This is a genomic window from Thiobacillus sp., assembly GCF_024708915.1.
The window spans coordinates 1-12525 of the sequence record NZ_JANJXQ010000188.1 but is presented as its reverse complement, the minus strand read 5'-3'; the positions used below and the strand labels follow the sequence as shown (position 1 = coordinate 12525).

The following is a 12525-nucleotide window of genomic DNA, read 5'->3' as shown; positions in this document are numbered from 1 at the left end:
CAAGAGCGGGCGGCCGCCGCGTTCGCGGATCCAGCCGAACAGCTTGCGCGTCGACTTCACGTCGAAAATGATCTCGGCGCCGGGGTTGCGCGAGAGCACGTCGTCGGCGAACAGCATCAGCTGGCGGTCGGGGAAGATGATGGTGCCGTCCTTGGTGACCACGCCGAGACGGTCGCCGTCGCCGTCGAAGGCCAGGCCGATTTCGGCGTCGCTGGTTTTCAGCGCGGCGATCAGGTCCTGCAGGTTTTTCGGCTGCGAGGGATCGGGGTGATGGTTGGGGAAGTTGCCGTCGACTTCGCAGAACAGCTCTTCCACCTGGCAGCCCATGTCGCGGTAGAGCCTGGGGGCGAAGGCGCCGGGCACGCCGTTGCCGCAGTCGACGATGATTTTCATCGGGCGCGCGAGCTTGACGTCGGAGACGATGCGGGCGAGATATTCGCCGGCGATGTCGTACTGGCGGTAGCCGCCGTCGCCGTGCGTGAGATCGTTGTTCACCAGCCGCTCGCGCAGCTTCTGGATCGCCTCGCCGGAAAGCGTCTCGCCGCCGAGCACCATTTTCAGGCCGTTGTAGTCGGGCGGGTTGTGGCTGCCGGTGACCATCACCGCGCTGTCCGTCTTCAACTGGTACGCGGCGAAATAGGTCATCGGCGTGGCGACCATGCCGAGATCGACCACGCCGATGCCGGCGCGGCGGATGCCGCGCGCCAGCGCAGCGGCGAGGTCGGGGCCGGACAGGCGGCCGTCGCGGCCGATGCAGATTTCGCGCTGCCCCCGCGCCACCGCTTCGGAGCCGATGGCGTGACCGATGGCTTCGACGATCTCGGCGGTGAAGGTTTTGCCGACGATGCCGCGGATGTCGTAGGCCTTGAAAATTTCCTTGGGGTATTCCACAACGCGCTCCCTGAATGGCAATGCGTCGATTCTACCTGCGCCGGATGTCGAAATGCTGCATCAGCCGCCGCGGCAACCAGTCCAGATTGCCGGGAAAAGGGCCAGACGGAAACGCGACATGGCCGCCGGCGCCGGGCTGCTCGAGCGCGATCGATGGCGCGACGTCGGCAGGGGCAGGCAATGCCGAGGCCGGCAGAAAGGGGTCGTTTCTGGCATTGATGACAAGGGTGGGAACGCTGACCGATTTCAGCAGCGGCTTGGACGATACCTTGAGCCAGTAGTCGTCGGCGTCGCGGAATCCGTGCAGCTGCGCGGTGACCAGGGTGTCGAATTCGCGGAAGGTGGCGGCGGCGGCAATCGCTTGCGAATCGAGCAGGCCGGGAAAGCGCGCGGCCTTGCGCAGGGCCTTGGCTTTCAGGGTGACGAGAAAGCGCGCGGTGTAGACGCGGCGGTTGAAGCCGCGGTCGAGGCTGCGGCCGGCCGCGGCAAGATCGAGCGGCGCGGAGACGGCGGCGGCGCGCTCGACCAGCAGATGCGCCGCCGCGCCTTGTTCGCCCAGCCATTTCAGCAGCGCATTGCCGCCGAGCGAGACGCCGGCCGCGTAAACCGGCGCATCGGCGTGGCGCGATTTGACGTGGCGCAGGATGCATCCGATGTCTGTGCTGTCGCCGGCGAAATAGGCGCGCGGCAGCCGGTTGTCCTCGCCCGAACAGCCGCGGAAATGCGCGACCGCGCCATGCCAGCCGCGCGCCCGCACGCGGGCCATGAGGCCGCGCGCGTAGTGGCTGTCGGCACTGCCTTCCAGGCCATGGAACAACACCACGACGGGGCTGCCGGCATGGCCGTCGACCCAGTCGAAATCGAGGAAATCGCCGTCCGCCAATTCCAGCCGCTCGCGCCGGCAGGCGACCGGCGCAACGCGGAGGAACAGGCTGCTGTAGATGGTTTGCAGATGCCCGCCGGGCAGCCAGACCGGGGCGCGATAGGGCATGTTTTCTGGCGAAGGCGTGGTGGCCAAGGCGCCGCTGCCGTTAATGCAGGACCGCGGGCGGCGTGCGTGACGGCGGCGTGCCGCCCACCTGGAGCGGCGAGGCGTGGTGCAGCACCATGCGCCAGCCGTCGGCTTCCTTGCGGTAAATATTGGTGGCCAGAATCGGCGGGCGCGGTTCGGCTTCCTGGCCGATGGTGAGGTATTCGCGCACGACGCGGATGACCTCGCCGGCTTCGCGCATTTCATGGGCCAGTTCCGCGTGCACGCGGAACTGGCCGGCGGCCTCGAACATGCTGCGCCAGCCTGCCGCTACGGCGGCGCGGCCGTTCAGCGGGGCAGCCAGGGGGTGGATGCAGGCGATGCCGTCGCTGCCGGACCAGACTGCCATCATGGCGTCGAGAGAGCGGGTCTCGAAGGCGGCGTAGAACGCGGCTTCGGCGGCTTCGGGCGTGGGGAAGGTGGGTTCGGACATGGTTCTCGAATCAGGCCTCATCGCCCCCAGCAGGGGACGATGGAGACTAGCGATGACCGCCGCTGGGTTTGCCCTTCAGGCGATAGAGTGTGCCGCAGTAGGGGCACAGCGCATCGCCGCGCGATTCGATCGGAAGATAGACGCGCGGGTGGGCATTCCAGTCGGCGTGCTGCGGCATCGGGCAATGCAGGGGCAGGTCGGTTTCGGTGACTTCGATGACGCGCTGGGTGTTGTCGTGACGCTCGCTCATGCCGATGCCGTTTCAGACCGGAGTGAGCCAGCCGGTGTGGGCAGCGGCGCGGCCATGCACGCAGTCGAAATACATCGCCTGCAATTTTGCGGTGATGGGGCCACGCGTACCTGCGCCGATGGTCCGGTTGTCGAGCTCGCGGATCGGCGTCACCTCGGCGGCGGTGCCGGTGAAGAAGGCTTCGTCGGCGCAGTAGACTTCGTCGCGCGTGATGCGCTTTTCGACCACCGTAAGGCCGATCTCGCCGGCGAGCTGCACGATGGTGTCGCGCGTGATGCCTTCCAGCGCCGCGGTGAGATCGGGCGTGTAGAGCTTGCCGTTGCGGATCATGAAGAAATTCTCGCCGGAGCCTTCGGCGACGAAGCCGTCGACGTCGAGCAGCAGCGCTTCCTGGTAGCCGTCCATCTCGGCTTCCTTGTGCGCGAGGATCGAATTCATGTAGTTGCCGTTGGCCTTGGCCTTGCACATGGTGATGTTGACGTGATGGCGCGAGAACGAGCTGGTCTTCACCCGGATGCCGTTCTTGATCGCGTCGTCGCCCATGTAGGCGCCCCACGGCCAGGCGGCGACGATGACGTGCACCGACAGGTTCTTCGCCGAAATCCCCATCGCCTCCGAGCCGAAGAACGCCATCGGCCGCAGGTAGCCGGATTCGAGCTTGTTCTCGCGCACCACGCTGCGCTGGGCTTCGGAAATCGCGGCCTTGTCGAACGGCAGCTTCATGCCGAGGATGTGGGCGGAACGGAACAGCCGGTCGGTATGCTCCTGCAGGCGGAAAATCGCCGTGCCCTGCTCGGCCTTGTAGGCGCGCACCCCCTCGAAGACGCCCATGCCGTAGTGCAGGGTGTGGGTGAGGACGTGGGTGGTGGCGTCGCGCCAGGGGACGAGCTTGCCGTCGTACCAGATGACGCCGTCGCGGTCGGCCATGGACATGGTGGTGACTTTCTTGAACGAATGGAAAGTCGGGATTTTACCGGATTCCGGGCGCCGCGAGGCCGCGGTCTTATGGCACGATGCGGCCATCCGGGGAGACCGACATGCAATGGAAATGGATGGCCAGCGCGCTGGCGTTGCTGCCGCTGGCAAGCTGCGCCGAGCCTGCGCGTTTCGACTATTACCTGCTGGCCTTGAGCGTGGCCCCTGCGTTTTGCGAGGACGAGCCGCAGCGCAAGAAAGGGTTTGCGCAATGCCGGAACCTGTCGGCGGCAGGCTTCAAGGCGATGCCGCTGACGCTGCACGGACTGTGGCCGAACCGCGCCAACCGTGCACACCCGATGTATTGCGGCGGGGAGGCGGCGGGCCCGTTTTGCCGGCTGCCGGCAGTGCCGCTGCCGGCGGAGACGCGTGCGCGGCTGGGGCGGGCGATGCCGGCCGCGGCGGATTGCCTGGACCGCTACCAGTGGGCCAAGCACGGCAGCTGCTCGGGGCTGCGCGAGGCGGACTATTTCGCCGCCTCGGCTGCGCTGACCGAACGCGTCAATCGGGCGATCGGCGGCGAAATCGCACGCCACATGGGCCGTGAAATCAGTCTGGCAGATTTGCGCGAGTCGCTGGCCAGGGCCGACCCGGCGCTGAAAGACGCCGTCACTTTCGACTGCCGCACCCCGCGTACGCCGACGCCCGCCAAGCGCCGCCCGATGCTGAGCGAGGTGCGCGTCTATTTCGAGCGCAATCCGGCCAGCGGCGGGCCCGGGCGCCCGCTGGCCTTTGCCCGGGCAGGGCACAAGCATTACAACTCCGGCTGTCCGGCGGGCAGGGCCTATATCGATACGCCGCTGGATTAGCGCGGCCGCTTGGCGGGTGCGCCGGGATCGGGGCGCGTCGACGCGCGCGGACCCGGGGAAGTCATCCGCCCGCACGATGCAGGTGGCGTCGCAATTGCAGGACGCGCGCACGCTGCCTTCGGACAGCAGGCAGACACCGGAATGGGGGAAAGGGGCAGACTGCCGTGTTGCCTTAAAGACAAATTGACGCAGCGCTGCGGACTATTGCGAAAATCATTTCGCCAAAGTGGGCAAGGTGAGTTGGAACCGTGTCACCAGGTTTGTAGACGTCACAGTGATCGAGCCAGCATGCGCGTCAACGATGGATTTGACGATGGCAAGCCCCAGTCCGGCACCATCCCCTTTGCATTGTCGTGATGGGTCAACGCGGTAGAACCGGTCGAACAGTCTGGGAAGGTGCTCGACCGGAATTTCCATGCCCGGATTCTCGACCAAAACGATGGCTTTATCCCCGTGCGTGGCCAGGGATACCTGCACGGTATGGCCTTGGTGGGTGTGCCGGATGGCGTTCGATATGAGGTTGCTGAGCGCGCGCCGCAACATCAGCCGGTCGCCGGGGACGCTGGCAGATCCCGTCTGGGCGAGCGAAACACCGCGCTCTTCCGCCAGGCCACGAAGTAATCAAACAAATCCTGTATTTCATGAGCCAGATCGACTTTCTCCTGTCCCGGTTTGAGCAGGCGGTTGTCGGCCTGGGCAAGATAGAGCATGTCGCCAACCATCTGGGCCATGCGTTCGTATTCCTCCAGGCAGGAGTAGAGAACTTCTTTGTATTCGTCCTTGCTGCGTGCGCCGGAAAGCGCCACTTGAGTCTGTGTCATGAGACACGTCGAAATGATGCGCAAGATGCCCGACATGCAGCATACCGAGCCGAACATGATCACGCTCAAGCCCAGCCAGCGCGGCGGCATCGTCTGGCGGTTCGACAAGCCTGGGACAGTGGACTTTGCCTGTCTGGTGCCCGGCCATATGGAGGCCGGTATGGTGGGCAAGGTGATGGTCGAGTGATGGCTTGAAGCGTCCGGCGATATCGCCCACTGATGGGCCGGATAGCAGTCCTGAACATCGGGGGGCAATCCGGAGGGGGCGGCCTTAACCCGACCACTGCTTCAAGGCTCCAGGTCGACAAGGCTGCAGCTGGTTTTCCGCGTTGTCAGGCAGTCGGTATCGCCAGGTTTGTGTTCGAACGAACACTGCCGCGCCATGGGGCGCCAAATTACTGGCCGAAGATGACACAAATGTAATCCATCTGTCAGGCTGGGGTGGCGAACCCCATTCCATACTGATCCCAATCGTGAATAAAGCCCTCGTATGAAAAACGCCGTTGCCACTCTTCTCATCGGCAGTCTTGTCCAAGCGTCTTGGGCTGCTCCGGCAACCCCGGTGATTGATGTCTACAAGAATCCGACTTGCGGGTGCTGCAACAAGTGGATCGACCACCTCAAGGCCAATGGCTTTGGCGTCAGAAGTTACGACATCGACAATGTGGCGCAACACAAAGCTCGCCTCGGCGTGCCACCCGGCTACGGCGCCTGCCATACCGCAGAGGTCAATGGGTATGTGATCGAAGGCCACGTCCCAGCCAGGGAAATCAAGCACCTGCTCAAGGAAAAGCCCCGAGTCCGCGGGTTAGTGGTGCCGGCCATGCCGATCGGTTCGCCTGGCATGGAAGCCGATGGCCGTAAGGATCCCTACAAAGTTTTTCTCGTGAACCGGAATGGGTCTACCCGGACTTACGCCCAATATTGAAAGGCATGTATATAAGGTCTGTTTTGAGTAAATTAGGTCCTTGGCCTGAGTTTGGCCCTCGGACTGCCTGCCTGGGCTGAGACGGAACACGCGAGCCATGCGGGCTCTACGGACCACGCTGCCGTGCTCAGCGAAGGCGTGGTGAAGAAAGTGGACAAGGCCCAGGGCAAGCCACCATCAAACACGGTCCTCTGGAGAATCTGGGCATGCCCGCCATGACCATGGTTTTTCGGGTCCAGGATACCGCTTGGCTCGAACAGCTTAAACCCGGCGACAACATTCGTTTCCTCGCTGGCAGGGTGAATGGCGCATTCACTGTGACCACGCTCGAACTCGTCAATCCTTAATTTTTCATTTTCCCCACGCAAAGGAGTTAACCATGAAACGCCATGCACTATTTGCCACCCTGATGCTGTCCGCTCTGGCCATGCAGCCTGTGCTCGCGGTTGAGGCGCACCACCCCGATCAAAAGGCTGGCGCAGCAACGCCCGCCGCCGACAAGACGATCCAGAAGATGCAGGCCAATACCAAGCGAATGCAAAGTCAGTTGGAACAGATGGCCAAGTCCAAGGACCCGGCTCAGCGCCAGAAACTGATGCAGGAGCATATGCAGACCATGCAGGAAAACATGATGGCAGGAAAAAGCATGACCGGCGGAATGATGGACTGCCCGATGATGAAGGACGGAATGATGGGCGGCGGCATGGGCATGATGGGAGGCAAGGGCGGCATGGGTGCGTCGGGCGGCGACGACATGATGACCAGGCGCATGGAGATGATGGAAAAGCGCATGGACATGATGCAGATGATGATGCAGACGAATATGGGCAAGTCCCAGGGCGGCCCTGAGAATCCGGTCAAGTGATGGCCGTCGCGTTTACTTAACTGAAGAGAATGGACACATCATGAAAACTGCTATTGCATTCACTACCTTGGCGCTGCTGGTTGCCACCTTGGTGCGTCGCGCTTTTCGTGATGTGCACTTCGACTATGACATGGAGGTGGAAAAATGTGGCATGACGGCATGAGCGGCTGGGGCATGGGGTTCGGCTGGATGGGAATCCTGTTCTGGATCGTACTCATCCTCGCGCTCGCCGCGCTGATCAAGTACCTGTTCGGCAAGTCCGGCGATTGATGAAGCGGCACCGAACAATGATCGATAGCTTTTTGCCATTACGCTCGCTGCATCGATGCCATTTGACTTTCCGCCGTGCTCTGCCCGTGCGCACGGCGAAGCTGAAAGAAATGGCACAGGCATCGATCCACCACGAAAGGAGTACACCATGTTACGCAAACTATTGATCGCATTCTTCGCGCTGGCGGCTTCGCTGCCTGCTCTTGCGGCAAAGGACCAGGAAACGGTCAAGCTCAATGATGGCACCACGCTGATCATCCAGACCGACGGCAAGATGCGCCATATGGACCAGAAGGGACGCGTGGTGTTGATGAAGGAAGGCGAGGTCATGGAGGCTGCGGATGGCGCCCGCTACATGATGAAGAACAACGCCATCTGGAAGCGGCTCTACGAAAAGGGGACGCTGAATCCGAAACAGTAAGGGATGAGCAGGCCGGGACTTCCCGGCCTCATTCCCGGAACAGCCAAAGGTAAAACACTATGGCGACCGACCCGGTATGCGGAATGACGGTGGACGAGCACGCGGCGGCGGGTAGTGTCGTGCGTGCGGGCCGCCTACTTTAAAGATAGGTCTTGGCTTCCTCGCCCGGGTTGGGGAGCCCGGCCAGCCGCCAGGCCTCGCGCGGGTTGGAGAACAGGTGTTGCATGCAGTCCGGGCTTTGCCCGCTGAGATGGCAGATATGGCTGAGTGCGGTTACGCTGCCATGCTTGGCAAATTCGTGCCGCAAGGTGTGCAGCAGATCCAGTTGCAATTCACTGAGATTGCTCAGGCCGTCGGTCTGGGCAATGCGGTCGGCCAGGCTCTCGCTCCACATGGCCGGGTCGATCAGAAAACCGTCGGGGTCGAAAATGGCGGGACCGGACGCATTGGCTTGCGTGTTCATGCCAACCTCCTGTTACGGGAACGCTCCTGTAGTTAGGTATAGCACCGCATCTGCAATCAGCCAGCGAGCACCGTGTCGACCTCCTGCGGCCTGCCGAAGTGGTAGCCCTGGGCATAATCCACGCCAAGTTCCGTCACCCACTGAAGAATGGCCTGGTTCTCGACGTATTCCGCCACCGCCAGCTTGCCGTAACCGTGTATCGCGTCGACCAGGGCTTTCACGAACAGCCGGTCGTCTTCGCTGTGATCCAGCGTGCGGATAAAGGAACCGTCGATCTTGACGAAATCCACCGGCAGGTGCTTCAGGTACTGGAAGGTGGAAAAGCCGACGCCGAAATCGTCCAGCGCCAGCTTGCAGCCTAGCGTGCGGATGCCGGTGAGCAGGATTTCGGCGTGCGTCAACTGGTTGAGGGCCGCCGTTTCGGTGATCTCCAGGATCAGCTGTTGCGGCTTGACGCCCTGTTGCTGCAGCATTTCCTGCAGCAGCGCGGGCAATTCCGGGTTGTCCAGGCTGCGCGCAGACAGGTTGACCGCCAGCCGCAGGCCCGGCCGGCCGGCAATCAGCGCGACGGCATGCTGCAGTACCCACTGGTCGATGTCGCGGATGAGGCCGGAGGCTTCCGCTGCGGCGATCAGCGGGGCGGGCGGCAGAATCCGGCCGTCGGGCATGCGCACCCGCAGCAGCGCCTCGTAGTGCGTGGTTTGCGCGGCCTGGATCGCCATCACGGGCTGCAGGAAAAGCGCCAGCCGATTGTCGTGCAGGGCGTCGGTGATGAGGGCGAGTTGCTCGGTGCGGTCGAGCAGGCTTTCGCGGGTGCCGTCGGCCGGGTTGTACACGTGCCAGTTGGAGCGGCCTTTGGCGCGCGCCTGCGAGAGCGCCAGATCGGCGTGGCCAAGCAGGCTTTCCGTGCTGCTGCCGGGCTGGGTCATCGCGATGCCGACGCAGGCGGTGGCGATGTGGCGGTCGCGGTCGCCCTTGCACAGCAGGCGCGCAGTCTGCAGCAGTTGCGCGTCCGGCAGCGGCTCGAAGAACAGGGCGAACTCGTCGCCCCCCAGCCGGGCGGCCAGTTTGGGAGCTGGCTGGAGTTCGCGCAGGCGCTTGGCCATATGCTGGATCACCATATCGCCGGCGCTGTGGCCGGCCAGATCGTTGATCGCCTTGAAATCGTCGAGGTCGATCAGCAGCAGCGAACCGCTTGCCGGCTCGGCCAGCGCATGGACCAGCCGCCGGTGAAAGCCCTGACGGTTGTACAGGCCGGTCAGCGTGTCGTAGTCGGACAGATAACTGGCGCGTGCCTGCGCGCTCTTGAGTTCGGTCATGTCCAGCCCTACCGACAGCATCAGCGGCTCGTTGCCGTTTTCCTGGCCGATCAGCGAATGCACCCAGGCAATGTTGCGCAGCCCGCCGGGGGTGGCAAGGAGCGCTTCAAACCGCAGCGGCGCGAGCTCGCTGCCAAAATGCGCCAGCAGGCGCGCGCGCCAGTCGCGGCGCTCCTGCTGGGCGATCATCTGCTCGAAATAATCCTGCCCGATCAATTGGTTTGCGCTGAGGCCGGTGAGCGTTTCGACATAGCGGTTGGCCATGCGGATCGCCCCATGCCGATCCTGCGTCAGGATCAGCGCCTGTGCCGTGTCCAGCAAGCCCGAACTGAAGTCCCGCTCGTGCGACAGGGTGTCGACCAGTTCGGCCAGGTCGTTTTGCTGTTTGCGTGAGGCCGTGTCGAGCGATTCGAGCTGGCTGGCGAGGGCGAGCGCGGCATGCTCCAGCGCGGTGAGTTCGTCGCGCGGCAACTGGTCCTGAAATTGCAGGTGCCGACGGGCGTCGTGCCAGCGGCCTTCGCCGAGCAGCGGCAGGCCGGTGCTGACGCGGTTCATCCGCTGCATGAACCAGGCCAGTGAAACCAGCAGCACACCTTCGGCGAACAGGAAGACCGTCAGGCCGGTAACCAGATTGGTCAAAAACGCTTGTTCAATCGTGCGCTCCGCGTCGGTCACGTCCTTGCGCGCGATGAAATAAGGGGCACCGGGCACGGCGGCAAGCGGTTGCAGTTTCTGCCATTCGTATACTTTGCTGCCGCTGTGGCTCAAGGCGGATTCGAGTTGCGGGCGCTGCGGATACGGTGCGAAATCCGCCTGCCTTACCATGGCCTTGATGTCCGGGGTGGTGGTGGCGAGCAGTTGGGGCGCGCGTTGACGGTCGACGGCGACGGCCAGATCGCGTCCGCTGCTCTGGACAAATGCGCTCAGCAGGCTCGACAGATCCATTGTCACCACCACCACGCCCGTGGTGATGCCGCCGCGCAGCACCGGCGCCATGCCGTAGAACAGGCAACGCCCGGCACAATACAGTCCGCTGGCGGGGCGCTCGGTGGCCAGTACGGACGTCAATTGGGAATCCATCAAGGCGTCGGGTGTGGGCATGTCGCCGAAGCCGGTCAACAAATGCTGCCCGGCGTCGTACAGCCGCAGGCTTTCAAAGCCATGGTTGAGGCTCAGCTGTTCCCAATAAGCCTGCAGCACGAAGCCGGATTCCCTGTCGACCGGACTGTTGCGGCTGGCCACCAGAAAATCGGCCATCGCCGCGCCTGCGTCCACCAGCTGGCGCTCGTTCTGCCGGATCAGGAAGCGCAGCAGCGCCTCGTTGCGCGCCGCGCTGTCGAGCCGCGTCTGCTGCACCTCGCGGCGCAGGTTGGTGTCGTTGGTCCAGGTGAGCGCCATCGTGCCGATCGCCATGGCCAGGGTGAGTGGCAGCAGCAGTTTCCACTTCAGGCTGAGAAAAGCGGGGAGGCACATGGCTAGAAACGGTAGGCCGCCTGCAACAGCCACATATTCCAGCGCTGTTCGCGGCTGAGGAAATCGGGATTATCCGGACCCGGCAGCCAGCCGGTGCCGTCTACGTGGTGATATTCCGCGCGCAGCATCAGGCTGGGGGTGGCATCCCAGCGCAGCCCCAGCGTCCAGTCGCGGGCGAACATGCCGTGCGCCGGCAGGCCGGTGGCGGCCTGAAACCGGCGGCCGTTTTTGTCGCCCTTGTCGCGATAGAAGAGGTCATGGCGCAGCATCAATTCCCACGCCGGACGGAAACGCCACTCGCCCTGGAGGTAGGCTGCCTGGATTGCCCGATGGGTATCGGGCAGCGCGCCGAAGCCGCGCAAGTCGAGCCGCGGTTCGCCGTACTCGGCGGTCAGCGTCACGGTGTCGAACCGCTGCTGCACGGTTGCCAGCAGATTACGGAAGCGCAGGGTGCCTGCTGTCAGGGCGTCGACGCTGCCCGGGGCGTAATCGGCCTTGGCGTCGGCGTAGGTCAGCATCAGGGTGGTGTCGCTCGGGACGTCCCAGCGCAGCCGGGCACCGAGGGTGCCTTTGCCTTTCAGCTTGCCGGGCCGCACGTTGCCGAGGAAGCTGTAATCCACGGATTCGCTGTCGAAATCGGGACGCACCCAGCCCAGCATAAAGTCGGACGCACCGTATTTCTGCACGCTGGCACCGTGTAGAAACACGCCGGGCGCGGCGAGCAGCAGATCGCGGCTGTTGTCGACGTAGACCGACTGCGGCAGCAGGATGCCGGGGCGGGTGAAAGGCACGTCGCGCGTCTCGTTATACAGGCCGTAAGGGAGTTTGACCTTGCCGAGCTTGAGACCGAGCCGGGTGACTTCGGTTTGATAAAACTGCCAGTCGGCCTGGACGTAATCCAGACGCACGCCATCCCGGTCGCTTTCGCCCGCCCGGCGATACAGCATCTGGCCCGACAGGCGCAGAGCATCGAGCGGCTGCCAGGATCCGTGGAGGCCGGCTTCGGTGAAATCGGTGCTGACCGCATCCCGGCTATCGCCAAAGAATTGGTTGTTGGTGCTGCCGATCAGACCTTGCGCTGCAAATCCCTGGATGTGGTAGCGGGGATCGGCCAGGTGGTCCGCCGAGACAGACGATGCCGTCAGCAATCCGCTCAGCAGCAGCTTATTCCAGCCGGAGAATCTTGATGCCGTCATGGCCTGTGTCCTTGCTTGTGTATCCGATTGCGCCGGGCGTGGCACGCACGCGAGCCTGCATTTCGTTTTCGTCTTTTACTTCGATAGGGGCGCTGGCCATGCCGCTGAAACTCAGGCGGTCCCAGGTCTGGCGCAGTCGATAGGGATAGAGGCCGAGCTTTTCCTTGGCAAAGGCCTCATGCACCGGATGGTCATCCGGCAAGACGAAAATCACGATGGGCTGGCGATTGGGCCATAGCGTCTGGCGCAAGGTGTAGATGTTGCGCAGGCTGGCGGTGCTGATGCTGCGGCCTTCGACGCCGGGATGGACGATGATTCCGGCCGCTGCGGCAAGCGGGCTGAGCAGAATGGTCAATGCCAAAAGCCGCCAGAAAAGAAAAT

The 12525-nt window shown here is 63.5% G+C and carries 19 protein-coding genes; 8 read left to right on the top strand and 11 right to left on the bottom strand.

What is annotated here, in order from left to right; translation table 11 throughout:
• From Q0L94_RS12985 to Q0L94_RS12965, 5 genes are all read right to left on the bottom strand, one after another.
• Window positions 1-891: phosphomannomutase/phosphoglucomutase (locus tag Q0L94_RS12985; protein WP_296753843.1), on the bottom strand; the 891-nt coding region annotated here is incomplete at its 3' end.
• A 31-nt stretch (window positions 892-922) separates the two neighbouring features.
• The gene (locus tag Q0L94_RS12980) at window positions 923-1909 is read right to left on the bottom strand and encodes an alpha/beta fold hydrolase (protein WP_366799478.1); all 987 of its coding nucleotides are present in this window, start codon (window positions 1907-1909) and stop codon (window positions 923-925) included.
• A 13-nt stretch (window positions 1910-1922) separates the two neighbouring features.
• Entirely contained in the window at window positions 1923-2354 is a 432-nt protein-coding gene (locus Q0L94_RS12975) for a nuclear transport factor 2 family protein (RefSeq protein WP_296753842.1), read from the bottom strand.
• 46 nt (window positions 2355-2400) lie between these two features.
• Entirely contained in the window at window positions 2401-2604 is a 204-nt protein-coding gene (locus tag Q0L94_RS12970; protein ID WP_296753841.1) for a zinc-finger domain-containing protein, read from the bottom strand.
• A gap of 12 nt (window positions 2605-2616) precedes the next feature.
• Window positions 2617-3537, bottom strand: a complete 921-nt coding sequence (locus tag Q0L94_RS12965; protein ID WP_296753839.1) for a branched-chain amino acid transaminase — start codon at window positions 3535-3537, stop codon at window positions 2617-2619.
• Between the two features lie 104 nt (window positions 3538-3641).
• Here Q0L94_RS12965 and Q0L94_RS12960 point away from each other — a divergent pair, with 104 nt between their 5' ends.
• The gene (locus tag Q0L94_RS12960; protein ID WP_296753837.1) at window positions 3642-4388 is read left to right on the top strand and encodes a ribonuclease I; all 747 of its coding nucleotides are present in this window, start codon (window positions 3642-3644) and stop codon (window positions 4386-4388) included.
• A 213-nt stretch (window positions 4389-4601) separates the two neighbouring features.
• Here Q0L94_RS12960 and Q0L94_RS12955 read toward each other — a convergent pair whose 3' ends face one another.
• Both Q0L94_RS12955 and Q0L94_RS12950 read right to left on the bottom strand, forming a co-directional pair.
• Window positions 4602-4931, bottom strand: a complete 330-nt coding sequence (locus Q0L94_RS12955) for an ATP-binding protein (RefSeq protein ID WP_296753835.1) — start codon at window positions 4929-4931, stop codon at window positions 4602-4604.
• Window positions 4931-5194 carry a hypothetical protein gene (locus tag Q0L94_RS12950; RefSeq protein ID WP_296753833.1) on the bottom strand — a complete coding sequence of 88 codons (264 nt, stop codon included), beginning with the start codon at window positions 5192-5194 and terminating at the stop codon, window positions 4931-4933. Before Q0L94_RS12950 ends, Q0L94_RS12955 begins: the two co-directional genes overlap by 1 nt.
• 13 nt (window positions 5195-5207) lie before the next feature.
• Between Q0L94_RS12950 and Q0L94_RS12945 the strand changes: the two genes are divergently transcribed.
• The 7 genes from Q0L94_RS12945 to Q0L94_RS12915 all read left to right on the top strand — a co-directional run bounded on the left by Q0L94_RS12945 (window position 5208) and on the right by Q0L94_RS12915 (window position 7693).
• The gene (locus Q0L94_RS12945) at window positions 5208-5396 is read left to right on the top strand and encodes a plastocyanin/azurin family copper-binding protein (RefSeq protein ID WP_296753831.1); all 189 of its coding nucleotides are present in this window, start codon (window positions 5208-5210) and stop codon (window positions 5394-5396) included.
• 303 nt (window positions 5397-5699) lie between these two features.
• Window positions 5700-6137, top strand: a complete 438-nt coding sequence (locus Q0L94_RS12940) for a DUF411 domain-containing protein (RefSeq protein WP_296753829.1) — start codon at window positions 5700-5702, stop codon at window positions 6135-6137.
• Between the two features lie 206 nt (window positions 6138-6343).
• Window positions 6344-6484, top strand: coding sequence for a copper-binding protein (locus tag Q0L94_RS12935; RefSeq protein ID WP_296753828.1), 141 nt, complete (start codon window positions 6344-6346; stop codon window positions 6482-6484).
• A 32-nt stretch (window positions 6485-6516) separates the two neighbouring features.
• Window positions 6517-7002, top strand: coding sequence for a hypothetical protein (locus tag Q0L94_RS12930; RefSeq protein WP_296753826.1), 486 nt, complete (start codon window positions 6517-6519; stop codon window positions 7000-7002).
• Window positions 7003-7042: 40 nt separating this feature from the next.
• A complete protein-coding gene (locus tag Q0L94_RS12925) occupies window positions 7043-7165 on the top strand; it encodes a hypothetical protein (protein ID WP_296753825.1) in 123 nt (40 codons plus the stop codon).
• The gene (locus tag Q0L94_RS12920) at window positions 7147-7272 is read left to right on the top strand and encodes a hypothetical protein (protein ID WP_296753823.1); all 126 of its coding nucleotides are present in this window, start codon (window positions 7147-7149) and stop codon (window positions 7270-7272) included. The genes Q0L94_RS12925 and Q0L94_RS12920 overlap by 19 nt, the downstream gene beginning before the upstream one ends.
• A 148-nt stretch (window positions 7273-7420) precedes the next feature.
• Window positions 7421-7693, top strand: a complete 273-nt coding sequence (locus Q0L94_RS12915) for a CopK family periplasmic copper-binding protein (RefSeq protein ID WP_296753822.1) — start codon at window positions 7421-7423, stop codon at window positions 7691-7693.
• 139 nt (window positions 7694-7832) lie between these two features.
• Here the strand turns inward: Q0L94_RS12915 and Q0L94_RS12910 are convergent, their stop codons facing one another.
• The 4 genes from Q0L94_RS12910 to Q0L94_RS12895 all read right to left on the bottom strand — a co-directional run.
• Complete coding sequence (locus Q0L94_RS12910) at window positions 7833-8156, bottom strand: TusE/DsrC/DsvC family sulfur relay protein (RefSeq protein ID WP_296753820.1); 324 nt, start codon at window positions 8154-8156, stop codon at window positions 7833-7835.
• A 56-nt stretch (window positions 8157-8212) separates the two neighbouring features.
• A complete protein-coding gene (locus tag Q0L94_RS12905; RefSeq protein ID WP_296753819.1) occupies window positions 8213-10948 on the bottom strand; it encodes an EAL domain-containing protein in 2736 nt (911 codons plus the stop codon).
• 2 nt (window positions 10949-10950) lie between these two features.
• A complete protein-coding gene (locus Q0L94_RS12900) occupies window positions 10951-12144 on the bottom strand; it encodes a hypothetical protein (RefSeq protein WP_296753818.1) in 1194 nt (397 codons plus the stop codon).
• On the bottom strand, window positions 12113-12525 hold a 413-nt coding region (locus tag Q0L94_RS12895), incomplete at its 5' end, for a hypothetical protein (protein WP_366799477.1). The genes Q0L94_RS12900 and Q0L94_RS12895, both read right to left, overlap by 32 nt.

Bases quoted from the DNA above. Each gene is read 5' to 3' on its own strand.
- Q0L94_RS12975 (WP_296753842.1), bottom strand. From the start codon at position 2,354: ATGTCCGAACCCACCTTCCCCACGCCCGAAGCCGCCGAAGCCGCGTTC.
- Q0L94_RS12970 (WP_296753841.1), bottom strand. From the start codon at position 2,604: ATGAGCGAGCGTCACGACAACACCCAGCGCGTCATCGAAGTCACCGAA.
- Q0L94_RS12965 (WP_296753839.1), bottom strand. From the start codon at position 3,537: ATGTCCATGGCCGACCGCGACGGCGTCATCTGGTACGACGGCAAGCTC.
- Q0L94_RS12960 (WP_296753837.1), top strand. From the start codon at position 3,642: ATGCAATGGAAATGGATGGCCAGCGCGCTGGCGTTGCTGCCGCTGGCA.
- Q0L94_RS12955 (WP_296753835.1), bottom strand. From the start codon at position 4,931: ATGTTGCGGCGCGCGCTCAGCAACCTCATATCGAACGCCATCCGGCAC.
- Q0L94_RS12945 (WP_296753831.1), top strand. From the start codon at position 5,208: ATGAGACACGTCGAAATGATGCGCAAGATGCCCGACATGCAGCATACC.
- Q0L94_RS12940 (WP_296753829.1), top strand. From the start codon at position 5,700: ATGAAAAACGCCGTTGCCACTCTTCTCATCGGCAGTCTTGTCCAAGCG.
- Q0L94_RS12935 (WP_296753828.1), top strand. From the start codon at position 6,344: ATGCCCGCCATGACCATGGTTTTTCGGGTCCAGGATACCGCTTGGCTC.
- Q0L94_RS12930 (WP_296753826.1), top strand. From the start codon at position 6,517: ATGAAACGCCATGCACTATTTGCCACCCTGATGCTGTCCGCTCTGGCC.
- Q0L94_RS12925 (WP_296753825.1), top strand. From the start codon at position 7,043: ATGAAAACTGCTATTGCATTCACTACCTTGGCGCTGCTGGTTGCCACC.
- Q0L94_RS12920 (WP_296753823.1), top strand. From the start codon at position 7,147: ATGTGGCATGACGGCATGAGCGGCTGGGGCATGGGGTTCGGCTGGATG.
- Q0L94_RS12915 (WP_296753822.1), top strand. From the start codon at position 7,421: ATGTTACGCAAACTATTGATCGCATTCTTCGCGCTGGCGGCTTCGCTG.
- Q0L94_RS12910 (WP_296753820.1), bottom strand. From the start codon at position 8,156: ATGAACACGCAAGCCAATGCGTCCGGTCCCGCCATTTTCGACCCCGAC.
- Q0L94_RS12905 (WP_296753819.1), bottom strand. From the start codon at position 10,948: ATGTGCCTCCCCGCTTTTCTCAGCCTGAAGTGGAAACTGCTGCTGCCA.
- Q0L94_RS12900 (WP_296753818.1), bottom strand. From the start codon at position 12,144: ATGACGGCATCAAGATTCTCCGGCTGGAATAAGCTGCTGCTGAGCGGA.